Here is a 20,522-nt window from a genome sequence, read left to right on the forward strand (position 1 = left end):
CCCGCCGGAAATCTCTCGCCACAGATACTAACTTTCATCTCCAACCACTCCTGCGCTACTTTTCTCCCGTCGCTTCCAACCCAGCGACCGGACTTGAGAATCCGAGAAACAATAGGCGCATAGGCGCCACCATCCATTAGACTGTTGGCGCTTTTTTGTGTCCGCATGTCTGTGTAATGGCGGCTATGCGTGGGAGACCTTCGGGTCTGCCGGGTTCCTATTGTCCCGGTTTCTCAGCCCGCGCATAGCTGCCACCCATTCGCATGAGAAACGAACGTGGCAGCTCACTACATAGGAGCTTAAGCAATGAGCGTTTCTGATAGGTCGTATCCTCGCACTTCCGCAATCGACACCGCCGCTCAGATCGGAGGTGCCCAATGATCAACCCACCCCTCAACAAAACCCTCGGTGTCATCACCTTTTCCACCTGCGGCAAACAGCCCAACCTCCACCGTCTATTCCGCGTCAATTCCGGCGTGCCCATCCGCGACGCCCTGGAGCATGCCTCCGAGCTTCTGCATTGTTCCAAAATGCTGGCGTTGGATGCGGCGATGGATAACAGCGCGGGTCGGTATGCCTGGGCGGCGCATTATTTGGGAGAGATGGCGAAGGCGGTGGTGGATGATTTGGCGAATGGGATGTTGCCGAATGGGGTGGTGGAGGAGGTGGTATCTGTTGGTGTGTAAGGCGATGGTTTGACGGTATGTGGGCTGGCTTAATCGCAGTATAGGTATCTACACAACTTCATCGGGTGCGCCGCTGGACCCTGTGGGGGGGGGGCTCCCGATTGGCCCTGTCGGTGTACATATCTATTGCTGCGATAACGGTCACCTTAAGCGGCCGTTACCTAAATACCGGATAGGTGCTCGGCCTGATCGAGCATTCTGGTCGTCTGTCAGGCCGCCATCGGGAGCAAGCCCCCTCCCACAGGGTCCAGCGGCGTCTCGAAGTTTTGTAGACACCCATGGTAATCGCAGGCAAGCCAGCTCCCACATTGGGCCGTGTTTCAGGTGGTAATTGGCGGTGAGCGAGGGATCAGCTGGCTGCCCACTTTTCTACAGACGAAAAAAAAGACCTTGAATTTCAAGGTCTTTCTTTAAGATGGTGCCCCGAGGGAGAATCGAACTCCCACTTCTTTCGAAAACGGATTTTGAATCCGCCGCGTCTACCAATTCCGCCATCAGGGCTCAATGGCGGCGAAGTATAGAGATGAGATTACCGTTGGTCAATCACGTTTCATGGTCAATTTTGACTATTTCCGCTAGACTTCCCGGCCCTGCTAGACGAACCCCATCATGCGCGTTGCTGACTTTACTTTTGAGCTCCCTGATTCGCTGATCGCTCGCCACCCTTTGGCCGAGCGTCGCGCCAGTCGACTGCTGACCCTGGACGGGCCGAGCGGTGCCCTCGCACACCGTCAATTCACTGATTTGCTTGAGCATTTGCGCCCAGGCGATTTGATGGTTTTCAACAATACCCGGGTGATTCCGGCGCGGCTGTTTGGCCAGAAAGCCTCCGGCGGCAAGCTGGAAATCCTGGTGGAGCGGGTGCTGGACAGCCATCGCGTGCTGGCCCATGTGCGCTCCAGCAAGTCGCCGAAACCGGGTTCGAGCCTGTTGATCGATGGCGGTGGCGAAGCCGAGATGGTGGCGCGCCACGATGCCTTGTTCGAGCTCAAGTTCTGCGAGGAAGTGTTGCCGCTGCTGGAACGTGTCGGTCATATGCCGTTGCCTCCTTATATAGATCGCCCCGACGAAGACTCGGATCGCGAGCGCTATCAGACGGTGTACTCCCAGCGTCTCGGTGCGGTTGCAGCACCGACGGCCGGCCTGCATTTCGACCAGCCGCTGCTGGATGCGATTGCCGCCAAGGGCGTCGAGACCGCTTATGTGACCCTGCACGTGGGGGCCGGTACGTTTCAGCCGGTGCGTGTGGAGAACATCGAAGACCACCATATGCACAGCGAATGGCTGGAAGTCAGCCAGGACGTAGTGGACGCGGTTAACGCGTGCAAGGCGCGCGGTGGGCGAGTGGTGGCGGTGGGCACCACCAGCGTACGGTCACTTGAAAGTGCGGCGCGTGATGGCGTACTCAAGCCGTTCAGTGGCGACACTGACATCTTTATTTTCCCGGGTCGGCCATTCCATGTGGTCGATTGCCTGGTCACCAATTTCCATTTGCCGGAATCCACGCTGTTGATGCTGGTGTCGGCATTTGCCGGTTACCCGGAAACCATGGCCGCTTATCAAGCCGCCATCGCCAACGAGTACCGTTTTTTCAGCTACGGTGATGCGATGTTTATCACCCGTAACCCGGCGCCGCGCGGCCCTGAGGATAACTTATGAGTCGTATGTCGTTTGAACTGCTGGCTACCGACGGCAAGGCCCGTCGCGGTCGCCTGACCTTCCCGCGCGGCACCGTAGAGACCCCGGCCTTCATGCCGGTCGGTACCTACGGCACCGTCAAGGGCATGCTGCCCCGTGACATCGTCGCCACCGGCGCCGAGATCATCCTCGGCAATACCTTCCACCTGTGGCTGCGCCCGGGCACGGAAGTGATCAAGAAGCATGGCGACTTGCATGACTTCATGAAGTGGCAAGGCCCGATCCTCACCGACTCCGGTGGTTTCCAGGTGTTCAGCCTGGGCGCCATGCGCAAGATCAAGGAGGAGGGTGTGACCTTCGCCTCGCCGGTGGACGGTGCCAAGGTGTTCATGGGGCCGGAAGAGTCGATGCAGGTGCAACGTGACCTGGGCTCCGACATCGTGATGATTTTCGACGAATGCACGCCGTACCCGGCTGACGAAGACGTAGCGCGCATCTCCATGGAGCTGTCCCTGCGTTGGGCCCAGCGCTCGAAGAATGCCCATGGCGACAATACGGCTGCGTTGTTCGGTATCGTCCAGGGCGGCATGCATGAAAGCCTGCGCAAGCGCTCGCTGGAAGGCCTCGACAAGATCGGTTTCGACGGCCTGGCCATCGGCGGTTTGTCGGTGGGCGAGCCCAAGCACGAAATGATCAAGGTGCTCGACTACCTACCGGGCCTGATGCCCGCTGACAAACCTCGTTACCTTATGGGCGTTGGCAAACCCGAAGATCTCGTAGAGGGTGTGCGCCGCGGTGTGGACATGTTCGATTGCGTGATGCCAACCCGTAATGCCCGCAATGGGCATCTGTTCATCGATACAGGCGTGCTGAAGATCCGTAACGCGTTCCATCGCCATGATGATTCGCCGCTGGATCCCACCTGTGACTGCTACACCTGCCAGAACTTCTCCCGTGCTTATCTGCATCACTTGGACAAATGCGGGGAAATGCTGGGTAGCATGTTGAATACCATCCACAATTTGCGTCACTACCAAGTCCTGATGGCTGGTTTGCGCGAGGCTATTCAACAGGGTACATTGGCCGCCTTCGTCGATGCCTTCTATGCCAAGCGCGGGCTCCCTGTGCCGCCCTTGGACTGAGTTTCCCGACCCTAAGATTCACTATTTGCAACTGGAGTGCTAAATGAGCTTTTTTATCTCTAACGCCATGGCTGACGCCGCTGCGCCTGCTGCTGCCGGCCCTATGGGCGGTGGTTTCGAGTGGATTTTCCTGGTCGGCTTCCTGGTCATCTTCTACCTGATGATCTGGCGTCCACAGGCCAAGCGCGCCAAAGAGCAGAAAAACCTGCTGGGCAGCCTGCAGAAAGGCGACGAAGTCGTGACCACTGGCGGCATCGCCGGCAAGATCACCAAGGTTTCCGATGCTTTCGTGGTACTGGAAGTCTCCGACACCGTAGAAATGAAGTTCCAGAAGGGCGCCATCGCCGCCACGCTGCCTAAGGGCACGCTCAAAGCGATCTGAGTAACAACCTTTACCAATCGACGGGGCGCGCAAGGCGCCCCGCGTTATAAGCGGGCGGCGTGATGCTGAACAAATACCCTCTGTGGAAATACGTACTGATCCTGGCGGTGCTGGCGATCGGTTTTATTTATTCCGCTCCCAATCTCTATCCTGATGACCCTGCGATCCAGATCTCTGGCGCCAGCACTTCGCTGCAGGTCAATCAGGCTGACCTGGAACGTGCGAGCAAAGCGCTCAACGACGCGGGTATCCAGGTTAAAGCGGCAACCTTGGCGGCTGGTTCCAAAGGCGGCTTGTTGCGCCTGACCAAGCAAGAAGACCAGTTGCCGGCCAAAGATGTCGTGCGCAAGGTCATGGGTGACGACTACGTCGTTGCTTTGAACCTGGCACAGACCACGCCACAATGGCTGCGTAGCATTGGCGCGCACCCGATGAAGCTGGGTCTGGACTTGTCCGGTGGTGTGCACTTCCTGCTGGAAGTGGACATGGACAAGGCCCTCGATGCGCGCCTGAAAGTCTACGAAGGTGATGTGAAGAGCCTGCTGCGCAAAGAGAAGTTGCGTTATCGCAGCCTGCCGCAGCTCAACGGTGCCATCCAGTTGGGCTTTGCTGACGAAGCCTCTCGCGAACAGGCCCGTGCGCTGATCCGCAAAAATTTCAATGATTTCGACATCGTGCCGGCCGACTTGAATGGTCAGGCTGTGTTGCGCCTGGCGATGAGCCCGGCCAAGATCGCCGAGATCCGCGAGTACTCCATCAAGCAGAACTTGACCACGGTACGTAACCGCGTCAACGAGCTGGGTGTGGCCGAGCCGATTGTGCAGCGTCAAGGCGCCAACCGCATCGTGGTTGAGCTGCCGGGCGTGCAGGACACCGCTGAAGCCAAGCGTATCCTGGGTAAGACCGCCAACCTGGAATTCCGTCTCGCGGCTGAGCCAGGTGCCACCCGCGCGACCTCCGAAGAGTTCGAGTTCCGCGAAGGCAACCGTCCTCCAGCATTGATCGAGCGTGGCCTGATCATCACTGGCGACCAGGTGACCGATGCCAAGGCCGGTTTCGGCGAGCACGGCACCCCTGAAGTGAACATCCGCCTGGATGGCCACGGTGGCGAACTGATGAGTCGCGCCACGCGCAGCAACGTCGGTCGCAGCATGGCGGTGATCTTCATCGAGCAGCGCCCGATCACTACCTACACCAAGCAGATGGTCAACGGCGTCGAAAAAGACGTGCCGGTACAGACCTTCAAGGAAGAGAAGAAGATCATCAGCCTGGCGACCATCCAGTCGCCGCTGGGTGCTCAATTCCGCATCACTGGCCTGAACGGCCAGGGCGAGTCGTCCGAACTGGCGCTGTTGCTGCGTGCTGGTGGCCTGGCGGCGCCGATGTACTTTGCTGAAGAACGTACCATCGGGCCGAGCCTGGGTGCCGACAACATCACCAAGGGTGTCGATGCGGCGCTGTGGGGCATGTTGTTCGTGTCGCTGTTCATCATCGCCATCTATCGCTTCTTCGGCGTCATCGCCACCGTCGCCCTGGCGGGCAACATGGTGATGCTGCTGGCCCTGATGTCGCTGCTGGGGGCTACCCTGACACTGCCGGGTATCGCCGGTATCGTGCTCACCATGGGGATGGCGGTCGACGCCAACGTGCTTATCTTCTCGCGTATCCGTGAAGAGATCGCGGCGGGCATGACCGTACAGCGTGCAATCAACGAAGGCTTCGGCCGGGCATTTACCGCGATTCTCGACTCCAACCTGACCACTTTGCTGGTCGGCGGGATTCTCTTTGCCATGGGCACCGGCCCCGTCAAAGGTTTTGCGGTGACCATGTCCCTGGGTATCTTTACCTCGATGTTCACGGCCATCATGGTGACCCGCGCAATGGTCAACCTGATCTTTGGCGGGCGTGACTTCAAGAAGTTGTGGATTTAAGGGGCTGCCATGTTACGTACAATCAACTTCATGGGCGTTCGCAACGTTGCGTTCGGCGTCACCGTGCTCCTTACTGTTCTGGCGTTGTTCAGCTGGTTCCATAAGGGCCTGAACTACGGCCTGGACTTCACCGGTGGTACGCTCATCGAGCTGACCTACGAGAAGCCTGCCGATGTCACCCTGGTGCGCGACGAGCTGGTCAAGGCCGGCTATCACGAAGCCGTGGTGCAGAGCTTCGGTGCCACCACCGACCTGCTGGTACGTATGCCTGGCGAAGACCCGCAACTGGGTCACCAGGTAGCCGAGGCCTTGCAGAAGGTTGGCGGCGACAACCCGGCATCGGTCAAGCGCGTCGAGTTCGTGGGCCCGCAGGTCGGTGAAGAGCTGCGCGACCAGGGCGGCCTCGGCATGCTGATGGCGTTGGTCGGCATCATGATCTACCTGGCCTTCCGTTTTCAGTGGAAGTTCGGTGTCGGCGCCATTGTGTCGCTGATCCACGACGTGATCGTGACCGTGGGTATCCTGGCCTATTTCCAGATCACCTTCGACCTGACCGTATTGGCGGCCGTGCTGGCGATCATTGGTTACTCGCTCAACGACACCATCGTGGTATTCGACCGGGTTCGCGAGAACTTTCGGGTACTGCGCAAGGCGACGTTGATCGAGAACATCAACATCTCCACCACCCAGACCCTGCTGCGAACCATGGCGACGTCGATCTCCACTTTGCTGGCGATTGCCGCACTGATGATCTTCGGTGGCGACAACCTGTGGGGCTTCTCTCTGGCGCTGTTCATCGGCGTGCTGGCGGGTACCTACTCGTCGATCTATATCGCCAACGTGGTGCTGATCTGGCTGAACCTCAACAGCGAAGACTTGATCCCTCCTGCTGCTACCGACAAGGAGGTTGACGACCGTCCTTGATGGATGTTCGTTGATACGCTGTTACAAAGAAGGCACGAGATTGAACTCGTGCCTTTTTTTTGGCTCCAAGGCTGGGTATAGCGCGGACGTTTCGGTCCGCTTGTGATGGTCAGGAGGTTCATGTGAACAAGTCGTTGCTGGTTGGTGCGGTATTGGGTGCTGTCGGTGTGACTGCCGGGGGCGCTGTTGCCACCTACAGCCTGGTAAAAAGCGGCCCTGAGTATGCGCAAGTGCTGGCGGTGCAGCCGGTGAAAACCCAGATTAAAACCCCTCGTGAGGTCTGCAAGGACGTCACCGTGACCCGGCAGCGTCCGGTGCAGGATCAGCATCAAATCGCCGGTACCGTAGTGGGTGCCCTTGCAGGTGGTCTGCTGGGTAACCAGATCGGTGGCGGTAACGGTAAGAAACTGGCCACCGTGGCCGGTGCGGTTGGTGGCGGTTACGCCGGTAACAAGGTTCAGGAAGGCATGCAGAACCGTGATACCTACACCACCACGCAAACCCGCTGTAACACTGTTAACGACATCAGCGACAAGGTTGTCGGTTATGACGTGCGTTACAACCTGGATGGCAAGGAAGGGACTGTGCGTATGGAGCGTGATCCAGGCAGCCAGATTCCGGTGGATAAGGAAGGGCGTCTGATCCTCGGTCAGAACCAGCAGTAATCCCGGGCCTGGCACTGATTCAAAGCTCTGGTGCAGTTCAAAATGTGGGAGGGGCAAGCCCCCTCCCACATTTGATATGTATTGCTGCTGATTCACGGGGCTGGCACAAATCCCAGGCATAAAAAAAGCACCCCTGAGGGTGCTTTTTTGTGCTCGCTCGCTTAACGCTTCAGCGAAGCCGGCAGGTGCGGCTGGATCGCCGTCAGTACTGCCTTGAAGCATTTGGTGTTGCCGGCAACCACGTGGCCTTTCTCAAGGAAGTCGTGACCGCCGGTGAAATCGCTCACCAGGCCGCCAGCTTCCTGGATCAGCAGGGCGCCTGCAGCCATGTCCCACTCGGACAGGCCCGATTCCCAGAATGCATCGAAACGACCCGCGGCAACATACGCCAGGTCCAGGCTGGCTGCACCGGCGCGGCGGATGCCGGCGGTCTGGCCAACCAGGGCGCGGAACATGCCCAGGTAGTTTTCCAGGTTGTCCATCTGGTCGTCACGGAACGGGAAGCCGGTGCCCAGCAGGGCGCCTTCCAGGCTGGTGCGACCGCTGACACGCAGGCGACGGCCGTTCAGTTGGGCGCCACGGCCACGGCTGGCGGTGAATTCTTCCTGGCGAACCGGGTCCAGCACAACGGCGTGTTCCAGACGGCCACGGTATTTGCAGGCGATGCTCACTGCAAAGTGCGGGATGCCGCGCAGGAAGTTGGTGGTGCCATCCAGTGGGTCGATGATCCACAGGTAGTCTTCGCCTTCGCCGCTACCTTTGTGCAGGCCGGTTTCTTCACCGAGGATGCCGTGGGTAGGGTAGGCCTTGCGCAGGGCGTCGATGATCTTCTGTTCGGCGGCGCGATCGACCTCGGATACATAATCCTTGGCGTCTTTTTCATCGACCTTGATGGTATCCAGGCGCTCGATGGAGCGGAAGATCAATTCACTGGCGCTGCGGGCGGCGCGCAGCGCGATATTCAGCATGGGCTGCATGGATGTGTCACCTAAGGTTGTTAAAGAAAGCCGGGCATTCTAGCAGAAACTTTCTTCAGGTGAAGGACGACGTTAGCTTTCATGGCATAACCTTAGGCTGTTCTGTAAGATTTGCTCCCCTTTCCCATGTCCGAGAGCGCCTCCCTTGCTGCAAAACATTCGTGTCGTCTTGGTCAATACCAGTCATCCCGGCAACATCGGCGGGGKGGCGCGAGCCATGAAAAACATGGGGCTGACGCGCCTGGTGCTGGTCGAGCCGCGGGTATTCCCGCACCACGAGGCCGACGCCCGTGCATCCGGCGCCAATGACCTGCTGGCAAACGCCCAAATCGTCGCCACCCTGGAAGAGGCTCTGGTCGGCTGCAACCTGGTGCTCGGCACCAGCGCCCGTGACCGACGCATCCCCTGGCCGCTGCTGGATCCACGTGAATGCGGCACCAAAGTGGTAGAAGAGGCTGCCGGTGGCGCTGAGATCGCCCTGGTGTTCGGCCGTGAAGACTCCGGCCTGACCAATGAAGAGCTGCAGCGATGTCATTACCACGTGCACATTCCATCAGACCCTGAATTCAGCTCGCTGAATCTCGGGGCGGCGGTGCAGGTATTGAGTTACGAAGTGCGCATGGCCTGGCTGGCTGCTCAAGGCCAGCCGAGCAAGGTTGAGAAGGATGAAGTCGCATCGACCAAAAGTGGCGAGTTGGCCACCATGGACGAGCTTGAACGCTTCTATGAGCACCTGGAGCAAACCCTGGTAGCCATCGAATTCCTCGATCCTGAAAAGCCAAGGCATTTAATGGCGCGCCTGCGTCGCTTGTACGGTCGCAGCTCGGTGAGCCGGGCTGAGATGAATATACTGCGTGGCATCCTCACGGAAACCCAGAAAGCGGCCCGTGGCGAGCTTCTTAAGCGGAAGGATTAACAATGTTCGAGCGTTTGCGAGAAGACATCCAGAGCGTTTTCCACCGAGACCCGGCGGCGCGCAATGCCTTTGAAGTGCTGACCTGCTACCCGGGCATGCACGCGATCTGGATCCATCGCCTGTCTGCTGTGTTGTGGGGCATGGGCTGGAAATGGCTGGCGCGATTGGTGTCGAACTTCGGTCGCTGGCTGACCGGCATCGAGATTCACCCTGGCGCCAAGGTCGGTCGCCGCTTCTTCATCGATCACGGCATGGGCATCGTGATTGGCGAGACCGCCGAGATTGGTGATGACGTGACGCTGTACCAGGGTGTGACCCTGGGCGGCACCACTTGGAATAAAGGCAAGCGCCACCCGACCCTGGAAAATGGCGTAGTGGTAGGGGCGGGCGCCAAGGTATTGGGGCCGTTTACCGTGGGCGCCGGCGCCAAGGTAGGCTCCAATGCCGTGGTGACCAAGGCTGTACCTGCTGGCGCCACCGTGGTGGGCATTCCGGGTCGCATCATCGTCAAGCCGGAAGTCGGCGACGAGCAGGAGGCCAAGCGCAAGGCCATGGCCGAGAAGATCGGCTTCGATGCCTACGGCGTCAGCGAAGACATGCCCGACCCGGTGGCGCGCGCCATTGGTCAATTGCTCGACCACCTGCAGGCGGTGGATGGCAAGTTGGACGGTATGTGTGGCGCACTGAAGGACCTGGGCAGCCCCTACTGTGCTAAGGATCTGCCTGAGTTGCGCGAAGAGGACTTCGCCGAGATCAAGGACGAGGCCGCCACCAAGGCAAGCTGAAGTCCCAAGGCCGCCAGAGATCCCTGTGGGAGGGGGCTTGCTCCCGATAACGGTGGGTCAGCCAACTGATAAGTGACTGACATTCAGTCATCGGGAGCAAGCCCCCTCCCACATTTTGATCTCCATTGGTCTCGAGATCTCTGCCAGGCCCTGTTCCCGCTGGTCCATCCCACCCCATGCTGCTATGATTCGCGCGCCCTTTTTACGGGTAATCCCGACTAAAGCACTAGGTCTTATAGTTGACTTAAATACTCGGGAATCGCATACTTGCTCCCATTCTGAAACACCTTGGTACCTTGTCCATGAGACTGACTACAAAAGGCCGATACGCGGTGACCGCCATGCTTGACCTGGCTTTGCACGCGCAAACTGGGCCGGTGTCCCTGGCCGATATCTCCGAGCGCCAAGGCATTTCCCTGTCTTACCTCGAACAGCTGTTCGCCAAATTGCGCCGCAGCAACCTGGTTTCCAGCGTTCGTGGTCCAGGTGGCGGCTATCAATTGTCCCGCGACATGCAGGGCATCCAGGTAGCCCAAGTGATCGACGCGGTCAATGAATCCGTCGACGCCACCAAGTGCCAGGGCCTGGGTGATTGCCACGCCGGCGACACCTGCCTGACGCACCACTTGTGGTGTGACTTGAGCCTGCAGATCCATGAGTTTTTGAGTGGTATCAGCTTGGCTGATCTTGTGACTCGCCGTGAGGTGCAAGAAGTAGCCCAGCGTCAGGACCAGCGCCGTTGCAACACCAAGGCGCCGCGCCTGGACAAGATCGAAGCGTCCGCCGTCGAGTGACAGCCGCAGAGCTAACGGCACGCCAGCCAGCCTGATTTAGGAGAAAGTCCATGAAATTGCCGATTTACCTTGATTACTCAGCGACCACCCCGGTTGATCCGCGTGTCGCGCAAAAAATGAGCGAATGCCTGCTGGTCGACGGAAACTTCGGCAACCCGGCCTCCCGTTCCCACGTATTCGGCTGGAAGGCCGAGGAAGCGGTGGAGAATGCTCGTCGCCAGGTCGCTGACCTGGTCAATGCCGACCCGCGTGAAATCGTCTGGACCTCCGGTGCTACCGAGTCCGACAACCTGGCTATCAAGGGCGCCGCGCATTTCTACGCGACCAAGGGCAAGCACCTGATCACCACCAAGATTGAGCACAAGGCTGTCCTCGACACCATGCGCCAACTGGAGCGTGAAGGTTTCGAGGTCACCTACCTCGAGCCCACCACCGACGGTATCGTCACCCCGGCCATGATCGAAGCCGCGATGCGTGAAGACACCATCCTGGTTTCCGTGATCCACGTGAACAACGAAATCGGCACCATCAACGACATCGCAGCCATCGGCGAGCTGACCCGCTCCAAGGGTGTGTTGCTGCACGTCGACGCTGCCCAGTCCACCGGCAAGGTCGACATCGACCTGTCCAAGCTGAAAGTCGACCTGATGTCGTTCTCGGCCCACAAGACCTATGGCCCTAAAGGCATCGGCGCGCTGTACGTGAGCCGCAAGCCACGCGTGCGCATTGAAGCCACCATGCACGGCGGCGGTCACGAGCGCGGCATGCGTTCGGGCACCCTGGCGACCCACCAGATCGTCGGCATGGGCGAAGCCTTCCGCGTAGCCAAGGAAGACATGGCTGCCGAGAACGTGCGTATCAAGGCCCTGAGCGATCGTTTCTACAAGCAGGTCGAGAACCTTGAAGAGCTGTACATCAATGGCAGCATGACCGCCCGTGTACCGCACAACCTGAATTTGAGCTTCAACTACGTCGAAGGCGAGTCGCTGATCATGGCGCTCAAGGACCTGGCGGTCTCGTCCGGTTCGGCCTGTACCTCGGCATCCCTTGAGCCTTCGTATGTATTGCGCGCCCTGGGCCGCAACGACGAACTGGCTCACAGCTCGATCCGCTTTACGTTCGGTCGCTTCACCACCGAAGAGCAAGTCGACTACGCCGCGCAGAAAGTCTGCGAAGCCGTCAACAAGCTGCGCGTTCTGTCGCCGCTGTGGGATATGTACAAAGACGGTGTCGACATTTCCAAGATCGAGTGGGCGGCACACTAACTATAGAAGCCGCCACCCAAGCTCTGTAGGAACGTGGCGGTAAACGCAGGCGTTTCTACAGGGTTCCAGAGCGGCCCTGATGAGTGAGGATTCAGTACCATGGCTTACAGCGAAAAGGTCATCGACCACTACGAAAACCCGCGCAACGTCGGCAAGATGGACGCGCAAGACCCTGATGTCGGCACCGGCATGGTCGGCGCTCCGGCGTGCGGCGATGTGATGCGCCTGCAGATCAAGGTCAACGAACAGGGCATTATCGAAGATGCCAAGTTCAAGACCTATGGCTGCGGTTCGGCCATCGCCTCCAGTTCCCTTGCGACCGAGTGGATGAAAGGCAAGTCCCTGGATGAGGCTGTCACCATCAGCAACACCCAGCTGGCCGAAGAACTGGCCCTGCCGCCAGTGAAAATCCACTGCTCGGTGCTTGCGGAAGACGCCATCAAGGCGGCCGTTCGCGACTACAAGCAGAAGAAAGGCTTGATCTAAGCATTTGGCGACGAGTAAGGAGTCAACGATGGCTATCAGCATGACAGAAGCGGCTGCGCAGCACATTCGCCGCTCCCTGAATGGGCGCGGTAAAGGTGAGGGGATTCGTCTGGGTGTTCGCACCACAGGCTGTTCCGGCCTTGCCTACGTGCTGGAGTTTGTCGACGAGGTGGTTGAAGAGGATCAGGTGTTCGAAAGTCACGGCGAGAAAGTGATCATCGACCCTAAGAGCCTGGCCTACCTGGACGGCACCGAACTCGATTTCGTCAAGGAAGGGTTGAACGAAGGCTTCAAGTTCAACAACCCCAACGTGCGCGGTGAATGTGGCTGCGGCGAAAGCTTCAACATCTGAGGCTACTCGTGGGTACTCCTTGTCATTTCGCTTTATTCGAGCTGCAGCCGAGCTTTCGCCTGGACCTCGATCAGCTTGCCACGCGCTATCGAGAACTGGCGCGTGGCGTGCATCCGGACCGTTTTGCTGACGCTTCCGAGCGTGAACAACGCCAGGCCCTGGAGCAATCGGCCAGCCTCAACGAAGCCTATCAGACGCTCAAAAGCCCTGCGAAACGCGCGCGCTATCTGCTTGCGATGAACGGTGGCGAGCTGCCATTGGAAGTGACCGTGCATGACCCGGACTTCCTGATGCAGCAGATGCAGTGGCGCGAAGAACTCGAAGACTTGCAGGACGAAGCCGATGTGGCGGGTGTCGCGGTTTTCAAGCGTCGTCTGAAAACCGCCCAGGATGAGCTCAACGAAAGCTTCGCAGCCTGTTGGGATGATGCTGCGCAACGCGAGCAGGCTGAACGCCTGATGCGGCGCATGCAGTTCCTCGACAAGCTCACCTACGAAGTGCGCCAGCTAGAAGAGCGCCTCGACGATTAACCCAGTGCTGCCCGTGATGCACGCCTGATAGACAGATAAGACCTGATTACCATGGCTCTACTGCAAATCGCCGAACCCGGCCAAAGCCCTCAACCGCACCAGCGTCGCCTGGCGGTGGGGATTGACTTGGGCACTACCAATTCCCTGGTCGCCGCCTTGCGCAGCGGCCTGTCCGAGCCGCTGCCCGATGCCGATGGGCAGGTGATCCTGCCGTCCGCTGTGCGTTACCACGCTGATCGTACCGAAGTCGGTGAATCGGCCAAGCTGGCCGCGTCCTCGGACCCCCTGAACACTGTGCTGTCGGTCAAGCGCTTGATGGGTCGTGGTCTGTCCGACGTCAAGCAATTGGGCGACCAGTTGCCCTATCGCTTTGTCGGCGGTGAATCCCATATGCCGTTCATCGATACCGTCCAAGGGCCGAAGAGCCCGGTGGAAGTATCGGCCGATATCCTCAAGGTGCTGCGCCAGCGTGCGGAAACCACCTTGGGCGGCGAACTGGTCGGTGCGGTGATCACCGTTCCCGCGTATTTCGATGACGCGCAGCGCCAAGCTACCAAGGATGCGGCGAAGCTCGCGGGCCTGAACGTGCTGCGCCTGCTGAACGAGCCGACTGCGGCCGCTGTAGCCTATGGCTTGGATCAGCACGCTGAAGGCCTGGTTGCTATCTACGACTTGGGCGGCGGCACCTTTGATATATCAATCCTGCGCCTGACCGGCGGTGTGTTCGAAGTGCTGGCCACCGGTGGCGACAGTGCCCTGGGCGGCGATGACTTTGACCACGCCATTGCAGGTTGGATTATCACCAGCGCCGGTTTGTCTGCCGACTTGGATCCAGGCGCGCAGCGTAATCTGCTGCAGACCGCCTGTGCCGCCAAGGAAGCACTGACTGATGCCGCTTCTGTTGAAGTCTCCTACGGTAGCTGGTCAGCACAGCTGACCCGCGAAGCCTTCGATGCGCTGATCGAGCCGATGGTCGCTCGCAGCCTCAGGGCATGTCGCCGTGCTGTTCGTGACTCCGGTGTCGAGTTGGAAGACGTGGCTGCCGTGGTCATGGTCGGCGGTTCCACCCGCGTACCGCGCGTTCGCGAGGCCGTGGCCGAAGCCTTCGGTCGCCAGCCGCTGACAGAAATCGATCCGGACCAAGTCGTTGCCATCGGTGCCGCGATTCAGGCTGATACCCTGGCCGGCAACAAGCGCGATGGCGGCGAGTTGCTGTTGCTCGACGTGATTCCATTGTCCTTGGGCCTCGAAACCATGGGCGGCCTGATGGAGAAGGTGATTCCACGCAATACCACCATCCCCGTCGCCCGCGCCCAGGATTTCACCACCTATAAAGACGGCCAGACGGCCATGATGATTCATGTGCTGCAGGGCGAGCGCGAGCTGATCAGCGATTGCCGCTCCCTGGCGCGCTTTGAATTGCGCGGTATCCCGGCCATGGTCGCGGGCGCAGCGAAGATTCGTGTCACCTTCCAGGTCGACGCCGACGGCCTGCTCAGCGTGGCGGCCCGTGAGCTGGCCTCTGGTGTTGAGGCCAGCATCCAGGTCAAGCCGTCCTACGGCCTGACCGACGGCGAAATCGCCAAGATGCTCAAGGACTCGTTCCAGTACGCCGGCGACGATAAGGTCGCCCGTGTGCTGCGTGAGCAGCAAGTCGATGCCCAGCGCCTGCTCGAAGCGGTGCAGGGGGCCCTGGATGCTGACGGTGAGCGCCTGCTGGATGCCGAGGAGCGCATGGTTATCGACCTGCAGATGCAGGAACTGGCCGAACTGATGAAAGGTAATGATGGTTATGCCATCGAGCAGCAGACCAAGCGCTTGTCGCAGGTTACTGACGCCTTTGCCGCCCGCCGCATGGATCAGACGGTGAAAGCCGCACTGGCGGGGCGCAACCTGAATGAAATCGAGGAATAACTGATGCCGCAGGTCACTTTTCTACCGCACGCCGAGCATTGCCCTGAGGGCAAGGTCGTGGAAGCTGAGACCGGCAAGTCCCTGCTCGACGTCGCGCATGACAATCACATCGAGATCGAAAGTGCCTGTGGCGGCGTGAATGCCTGCACCACTTGTCACTGCATCATTCGTAAAGGTTTCGAAAGCCTGGAGGAAGCCGATGAGGTGGAAGAGGACTTTCTTGACCGTGCCTGGGGTCTGGAAGCCACCTCTCGCTTAAGCTGTCAGGCAAAGGTTGGCACTGAAGACATCACCGTCGAAATTCCGAAATATTCGCTTAACCATGCCGCCGAAGCGCCGCATTGATTCAAGGAACTGTCATGAGCCTGAAATGGGTTGATGTACAAGAAATCGCTATACAACTTGCCGAAGCTCACCCTGAGGTCAATCCTCTTACCGTGAACTTCGTCAAGCTGCGCAACCTCGTAATGGCGCTGCCGGATTTTGACGACATCCCTGACCGGGGTGGCGAAAAGGTCCTGGAGGCGATTCAAGGCCTGTGGATCGAAGAAGCAGACTGAGCCGCCTTTTTACGCAGTTAGGCAATACCTAATAACCCGCGTATAATTCGCGGGTTTAATTTTTCGTAAATTACCGTTTCTGGAGTTACACCATGGCTGTTCAACGTACTTTCTCCATCATCAAGCCTGACGCTGTTGCAAAAAACGTCATCGGCGAGATCACCACTCGTTTCGAAAAAGCCGGCCTGAAGGTTGTAGCTTCGAAACTCAAGCAACTGTCCAAGGCTGAAGCTGAAGGCTTCTACGCTGAGCACAGCGCTCGTGGCTTCTTCGGCGACCTGGTTGCCTTCATGATCTCCGGTCCTGTTGTTGTCCAGGTACTGGAAGGCGAAAACGCTATCGCTCTGAACCGTGAGCTGATGGGCGCTACCAACCCTAAAGAAGCCGCTGCCGGCACCATCCGTGCTGACTTCGCTGAATCCATCGACGCCAACGCTGTTCACGGTTCGGACTCCGAAGCCGCTGCTGCTCGCGAAATCTCGTACTTTTTCGCTGCTACTGAAGTAACCGCTCGCTAAGCATCGGCTTAAAGAGTGAGGGTGAATCCATGACTACATCGACTGTTAAAACCAACCTGCTGGGTCTGACTCAGCCGGAAATGGAGAAATTCTTCGACTCAATCGGGGAGAAGCGTTTCCGTGCCGGTCAGGTAATGAAGTGGATTCACCACTTTGGCGTCGACGATTTCGACGCCATGACGAACGTCAGCAAGGCCCTGCGCGACAAGCTCAAGGCCATTGCCGAGGTGCGTGGTCCCGAGGTTGTCAGCGAGGACATTTCCAGCGACGGCACCCGTAAATGGGTGGTGCGCGTGGCGTCCGGCAGCTGCGTCGAGACCGTGTACATCCCCCAGGGCAAACGCGGCACCTTGTGCGTTTCGTCCCAGGCAGGCTGTGCCCTGGATTGCAGTTTCTGCTCCACCGGCAAGCAAGGCTTCAATAGCAACCTCACCGCCGCCGAAGTCATCGGCCAGGTGTGGATTGCCAACAAATCCTTTGGCAGCGTCCCGGCGACCGTCGACCGTGCCATCACCAACGTGGTGATGATGGGCATGGGTGAGCCGCTGCTGAACTTCGACAACGTGATTGCGGCCATGCACCTGATGATGGACGACCTGGGCTACGGCATCTCCAAGCGCCGTGTGACCCTGTCGACCTCCGGCGTGGTACCGATGATCGATGAGCTGGCCAAGCACATCGACGTCTCCCTGGCGTTGTCGCTGCATGCACCCAATGACGCATTGCGTAACCAATTGGTGCCGATCAACAAGAAGTATCCGCTTAAGATGTTGCTCGAGTCTTGCCAGCGCTATATGGCGACCCTGGGCGAGAAGCGCGTGTTGACCATCGAGTACACCATGCTCAAGGACATCAACGACAAGGTCGAGCACGCGGTCGAGATGATCGAGTTGCTCAAGAATACCCCGTGCAAGATCAACCTGATTCCGTTCAACCCGTTTCCACATTCTGGCTACGAGCGGCCGAGCAACAACGCCATCCGTCGTTTCCAGGATCAACTGCACCAGGCCGGCTACAACGTCACCGTGCGCACCACCCGTGGTGAAGACATCGACGCCGCCTGTGGTCAATTGGTAGGGCAGGTGATGGATCGCACCCGCCGCAGCGAACGTTATATCGCCGTGCGCGAACTTAACGCCGCTGAAGATTTGCCGCAAATTGCTGTGAATCGAATCTGAGAGAGGACCTCTATGCCCTTGCGCCTTGCGCTGCTTTTACTGGTTACCGGCCTTGTGGCCGGTTGCGTTTCATCGGGCCATGTCAGCCCTTTGCAAACGGATAAAGGCCGTGATGAGGCGCGAGTTGCCTATGTGCAGCTGGGCTTGGGCTACCTGCGCCAAGGCATGAGCGAGCAGGCCAAGGTGCCATTGAAAAAGGCCCTTGAGCTGGACAACGAGGATGCCGACGCCAATGCCGCACTGGCCCAGGTATTCCAGGCCCAGGCCGAGCCTGAACTGGCCGACCGCTATTTCCACAAGGCCCTGGCTTCACGCCCTGCCGACCCACGGCTGCTGAATAACTACGGCAGTTTCCTGTTCGAGCAGAAGCGTTATGACCTGGCGTCGCGTTATTTCCAACAGGCTGCCACCGATACCCTCTACCCGGAGCGTTCGCGAGTGTTCGAGAACCTCGGTGTGGCCTCGATGCGCCTCGGCCAGCGCGACAACGCGCGTCAGCACCTTGAAAAAGCCTTGCATCTGAACAGCCGCCAGCCTTGGGCATTGCTCGAAATGGCTGAGTTGTCGTACGAAGACAGGCATTATGTGCCTGCACGAGACTATTACGAGCGTTTTAGCCTGCTCAGCGGGCAAAATGCACGTAGTCTATTGCTCGGTGTGCGCCTGGCGACGGTTCATGAAGAACACGACACGGCCGCACGTTTTGGCCAGCAACTCGAACGACTCTATCCCGGTACGCCGGAATATCAGCAATACCTGTCGGAGCAATGATGAAAGCCGCGCACCCGGAAGATGTAGCAGCTAATCGCGTAAACCCAGGCGACACCTTGCGTCAGGCCCGCGAAAGCAATGGTTGGTCGCTGGCGGAAGTGGCCCTCAAGCTCAATTTGACCAGCACGTCCCTGGCCAATCTGGAAGCCGGCGCGTTCGACAAGCTGCCCGGGCATACGTTTGCCCGCGGCTATATCCGCGCCTATGCCAAATTGCTGGGGATCGACCAGACTGTGCTGGTGCAGGAATTCGACCAGTTCACCGGTACCGACTCCCAGGGCAGTAACGTCCACGGCCTGGGGCGCATCGAAGAACCAACACGGGTTTCCCATACGATTTTGCGGATTGTCAGCCTGTTACTGCTGATTGCCGTGATCGGTGGCGGTTTCGTCTGGTGGCAAGACCAGGCCTCCCAGCGCAGCAAAGACCTGACCAGCAATGCCATGGAGCACGTCGAAGTCGAAAGCGCCGACGGCACCACCCAGATTCATCCGCTGGATGAGCCGGAAGACCAGGCCGTTGTAGAAGGGCAAACCACGCCGCAAGCGCCGGCCGCTGTCGAGCAGCCTGTGCCGGAAACCGCCACGGCACCGGCTGCGACGCCTGCGGTACCGGCTCCAGCGGCCCCGACAGCACCTGTGGCCCAGGCACCGGCCGCACCGACACCTGCCCCCGCGCCAGCCGCACCGACAGCGCCGGCGATGTCGCCTCCCACCACCCCGGCGTTGATCGCCGGTGATGGGCGAGTACAGATTACCTTCGTCGCTGACTGCTGGACGCAGGTCACCGATGGCAACGGCAAAGTGCTGTTCAGCGGTTTGAAGCGTAAGGGAGATACGCTGGACCAGGGCGGCAAGCCTCCTTTGACGCTGCGTCTGGGCTTTGCCCGTGGCGCGCAAGTGGCCTACAACGGCCAGCCTGTAGACGTGGCGCCGTTCACCAGTGGCGAGACTGCTCGCCTCAAGTTGGGACAATAGTCATGCACGGCGAATCTCCAATCAAACGTCGCGTATCGCGCAAGATCTGGGTCGGCTCTGTGCCGGTGGGCGGCGATGCCCCCATTGCAGTGCAAAGCATGACCAACAGCGACACCAACGATGTGGCGGCTACCGTGGCCCAGATCAACCGTCTGGAAGCGGCCGGTGTGGACATCGTGCGAGTTTCCGTACCGGACATGGATGCCGCCGAGGCTTTCGGCCGCATCAAGCAGTTGGTCAAGGTGCCGTTGGTTGCCGACATTCACTTCGACTACAAGATCGCGTTGCGCGTCGCCGAGTTGGGCGTGGATTGCCTGCGTATCAACCCGGGTAACATCGGTCGCGAAGACCGTGTGCGAGCCGTGGTGGATGCTGCCCGTGATCGTGGTATCCCGATCCGCATCGGCGTCAACGCCGGCTCCCTGGAAAAAGACCTGCAGAAAAAATACGGCGAGCCCACCCCGGCGGCGCTGGTTGAGTCGGCCTTGCGCCATGTTGAGCACCTTGAGCGCCTGAATTTCCAGGACTTCAAGGTCAGCGTAAAGGCCTCCGACGTGTTCATGGCGGTAGAAGCCTACCGCCTGCTGGCCAAGGAAATCGTGCAGCCGTTGCACCTGGGTATCACCGAAGCTGGCGGTTTGCGCTCAGGCACAGTGAAATCTGCCGTGGGTCTCGGTATGCTGCTCGCCGAAGGGATTGGCGATACTATCCGCATCTCCCTGGCGGCAGACCCCGTAGAGGAAGTGAAGGTCGGCTACGACATTCTCAAGTCCCTGCGCTTGCGTTCCCGTGGTATCAACTTCATTGCCTGCCCGAGCTGCTCGCGGCAGAACTTCGACGTGGTGAAAACCATGAACGATCTGGAGTTGCGCCTCGAAGACCTGCTGGTGCCGCTGGATGTCGCAGTGATCGGTTGTGTGGTCAACGGGCCGGGCGAAGCCAAGGAAGCCCATGTGGGCCTGACTGGCGGTACGCCGAACCTGATTTACATCGACGGCAAGCCGTCGCAGAAACTGACGAATGACAATCTGGTGGATGAGCTGGAAAAGCTGATCCGCGAGAAAGCGGCCGAGAAGGTCGCCGCTGACGCAGCGCTGATCGCTCGCGGCTGATTGAACGAATTTAAGGATC

At 59.2% G+C, this 20,522-nt stretch carries 23 protein-coding genes and 1 tRNA gene; 22 read left to right on the forward strand and 2 right to left on the reverse strand.

Annotation, left to right across the window (positions count from 1 at the left end; all coding sequences use genetic code 11):
* Window positions 1-377 precede the first annotated feature (377 nt).
* Window positions 378-686, forward strand: coding sequence for a DUF3077 domain-containing protein (locus ASD70_RS06620; RefSeq protein ID WP_056845984.1), 309 nt, complete (start codon window positions 378-380; stop codon window positions 684-686).
* Window positions 687-1,102: 416 nt separating this feature from the next.
* Here the strand turns inward: ASD70_RS06620 and ASD70_RS06625 are convergent.
* Window positions 1,103-1,187 (reverse strand) — tRNA-Leu (locus ASD70_RS06625).
* A 108-nt stretch (window positions 1,188-1,295) separates the two neighbouring features.
* On the opposite strand from ASD70_RS06625, the gene queA reads away from it, so the two are divergent.
* The 6 genes from queA (at window position 1,296) to ASD70_RS06655 (ending at window position 7,368) form a co-directional block, all read left to right on the forward strand.
* Window positions 1,296-2,345, forward strand: a complete 1,050-nt coding sequence (queA, locus tag ASD70_RS06630; protein ID WP_046069453.1) for a tRNA preQ1(34) S-adenosylmethionine ribosyltransferase-isomerase QueA — start codon at window positions 1,296-1,298, stop codon at window positions 2,343-2,345.
* Window positions 2,346-2,350: 5 nt separating this feature from the next.
* Window positions 2,351-3,466: a tRNA guanosine(34) transglycosylase Tgt gene (tgt, locus tag ASD70_RS06635; RefSeq protein WP_032803964.1), complete on the forward strand. Its 1,116-nt coding sequence runs from the start codon at window positions 2,351-2,353 to the stop codon at window positions 3,464-3,466.
* Window positions 3,467-3,509: 43 nt separating this feature from the next.
* A complete protein-coding gene (gene yajC, locus ASD70_RS06640) occupies window positions 3,510-3,848 on the forward strand; it encodes a preprotein translocase subunit YajC (RefSeq protein ID WP_003175975.1) in 339 nt (112 codons plus the stop codon).
* 62 nt (window positions 3,849-3,910) lie between these two features.
* Window positions 3,911-5,779 (forward strand): protein translocase subunit SecD, encoded by a 1,869-nt coding sequence (gene secD / locus ASD70_RS06645; protein ID WP_046069450.1) that lies wholly within the window; start codon window positions 3,911-3,913, stop codon window positions 5,777-5,779.
* A 9-nt stretch (window positions 5,780-5,788) separates the two neighbouring features.
* Window positions 5,789-6,703 (forward strand): protein translocase subunit SecF, encoded by a 915-nt coding sequence (gene secF, locus ASD70_RS06650; protein WP_056845985.1) that lies wholly within the window; start codon window positions 5,789-5,791, stop codon window positions 6,701-6,703.
* A gap of 122 nt (window positions 6,704-6,825) precedes the next feature.
* Window positions 6,826-7,368, forward strand: a complete 543-nt coding sequence (locus tag ASD70_RS06655; protein WP_003194023.1) for a glycine zipper 2TM domain-containing protein — start codon at window positions 6,826-6,828, stop codon at window positions 7,366-7,368.
* A 161-nt stretch (window positions 7,369-7,529) separates the two neighbouring features.
* On the opposite strand, the gene suhB is transcribed toward ASD70_RS06655, so the two are convergent.
* Window positions 7,530-8,345 carry a type III secretion system regulator SuhB gene (gene suhB, locus ASD70_RS06660; protein ID WP_005791195.1) on the reverse strand — a complete coding sequence of 272 codons (816 nt, stop codon included), beginning with the start codon at window positions 8,343-8,345 and terminating at the stop codon, window positions 7,530-7,532.
* Between the two features lie 145 nt (window positions 8,346-8,490).
* Between suhB and trmJ the strand changes: the two genes are divergently transcribed.
* From trmJ to ispG, 15 genes are all read left to right on the forward strand, one after another.
* Window positions 8,491-9,261 (forward strand): tRNA (cytosine(32)/uridine(32)-2'-O)-methyltransferase TrmJ, encoded by a 771-nt coding sequence (trmJ, locus tag ASD70_RS06665; RefSeq protein WP_056845986.1) that lies wholly within the window; start codon window positions 8,491-8,493, stop codon window positions 9,259-9,261.
* 2 nt (window positions 9,262-9,263) lie between these two features.
* Complete coding sequence (gene cysE / locus ASD70_RS06670; protein ID WP_046069447.1) at window positions 9,264-10,046, forward strand: serine O-acetyltransferase; 783 nt, start codon at window positions 9,264-9,266, stop codon at window positions 10,044-10,046.
* A gap of 302 nt (window positions 10,047-10,348) precedes the next feature.
* Complete coding sequence (gene iscR / locus ASD70_RS06675) at window positions 10,349-10,840, forward strand: Fe-S cluster assembly transcriptional regulator IscR (protein ID WP_003194020.1); 492 nt, start codon at window positions 10,349-10,351, stop codon at window positions 10,838-10,840.
* Window positions 10,841-10,890: 50 nt separating this feature from the next.
* Complete coding sequence (locus ASD70_RS06680; protein WP_003194019.1) at window positions 10,891-12,105, forward strand: IscS subfamily cysteine desulfurase; 1,215 nt, start codon at window positions 10,891-10,893, stop codon at window positions 12,103-12,105.
* Between the two features lie 99 nt (window positions 12,106-12,204).
* A complete protein-coding gene (iscU, locus tag ASD70_RS06685) occupies window positions 12,205-12,591 on the forward strand; it encodes a Fe-S cluster assembly scaffold IscU (protein ID WP_043046816.1) in 387 nt (128 codons plus the stop codon).
* Between the two features lie 28 nt (window positions 12,592-12,619).
* On the forward strand, window positions 12,620-12,943 hold the full coding sequence (gene iscA / locus ASD70_RS06690) for an iron-sulfur cluster assembly protein IscA (RefSeq protein ID WP_046069446.1): 324 nt from the start codon (window positions 12,620-12,622) through the stop codon (window positions 12,941-12,943).
* 8 nt (window positions 12,944-12,951) lie between these two features.
* The gene (hscB, locus tag ASD70_RS06695) at window positions 12,952-13,473 is read left to right on the forward strand and encodes a co-chaperone HscB (protein WP_043046817.1); all 522 of its coding nucleotides are present in this window, start codon (window positions 12,952-12,954) and stop codon (window positions 13,471-13,473) included.
* A gap of 51 nt (window positions 13,474-13,524) precedes the next feature.
* Window positions 13,525-15,387, forward strand: a complete 1,863-nt coding sequence (gene hscA, locus ASD70_RS06700) for a Fe-S protein assembly chaperone HscA (protein WP_056845987.1) — start codon at window positions 13,525-13,527, stop codon at window positions 15,385-15,387.
* A gap of 3 nt (window positions 15,388-15,390) precedes the next feature.
* A complete protein-coding gene (gene fdx, locus ASD70_RS06705) occupies window positions 15,391-15,732 on the forward strand; it encodes an ISC system 2Fe-2S type ferredoxin (protein ID WP_046069444.1) in 342 nt (113 codons plus the stop codon).
* 14 nt (window positions 15,733-15,746) lie between these two features.
* A complete protein-coding gene (gene iscX / locus ASD70_RS06710; RefSeq protein ID WP_032879605.1) occupies window positions 15,747-15,947 on the forward strand; it encodes a Fe-S cluster assembly protein IscX in 201 nt (66 codons plus the stop codon).
* A gap of 92 nt (window positions 15,948-16,039) precedes the next feature.
* Window positions 16,040-16,465 carry a nucleoside-diphosphate kinase gene (ndk, locus tag ASD70_RS06715; RefSeq protein ID WP_003175956.1) on the forward strand — a complete coding sequence of 142 codons (426 nt, stop codon included), beginning with the start codon at window positions 16,040-16,042 and terminating at the stop codon, window positions 16,463-16,465.
* A gap of 29 nt (window positions 16,466-16,494) precedes the next feature.
* Complete coding sequence (rlmN, locus tag ASD70_RS06720; protein ID WP_005791178.1) at window positions 16,495-17,643, forward strand: 23S rRNA (adenine(2503)-C(2))-methyltransferase RlmN; 1,149 nt, start codon at window positions 16,495-16,497, stop codon at window positions 17,641-17,643.
* A gap of 12 nt (window positions 17,644-17,655) precedes the next feature.
* Entirely contained in the window at window positions 17,656-18,414 is a 759-nt protein-coding gene (pilW, locus tag ASD70_RS06725) for a type IV pilus biogenesis/stability protein PilW (protein WP_056845988.1), read from the forward strand.
* The gene (locus ASD70_RS06730) at window positions 18,414-19,391 is read left to right on the forward strand and encodes a RodZ domain-containing protein (RefSeq protein ID WP_046069442.1); all 978 of its coding nucleotides are present in this window, start codon (window positions 18,414-18,416) and stop codon (window positions 19,389-19,391) included. The genes pilW and ASD70_RS06730 overlap by 1 nt, the downstream gene beginning before the upstream one ends.
* 2 nt (window positions 19,392-19,393) lie before the next feature.
* On the forward strand, window positions 19,394-20,503 hold the full coding sequence (gene ispG / locus ASD70_RS06735; protein ID WP_003175952.1) for a flavodoxin-dependent (E)-4-hydroxy-3-methylbut-2-enyl-diphosphate synthase: 1,110 nt from the start codon (window positions 19,394-19,396) through the stop codon (window positions 20,501-20,503).
* Window positions 20,504-20,522 lie beyond the last annotated feature (19 nt).

Source organism: Pseudomonas sp. Root569 (assembly GCF_001427465.1).
GTDB classification, from domain to species: domain Bacteria; phylum Pseudomonadota; class Gammaproteobacteria; order Pseudomonadales; family Pseudomonadaceae; genus Aquipseudomonas; species Aquipseudomonas synxantha.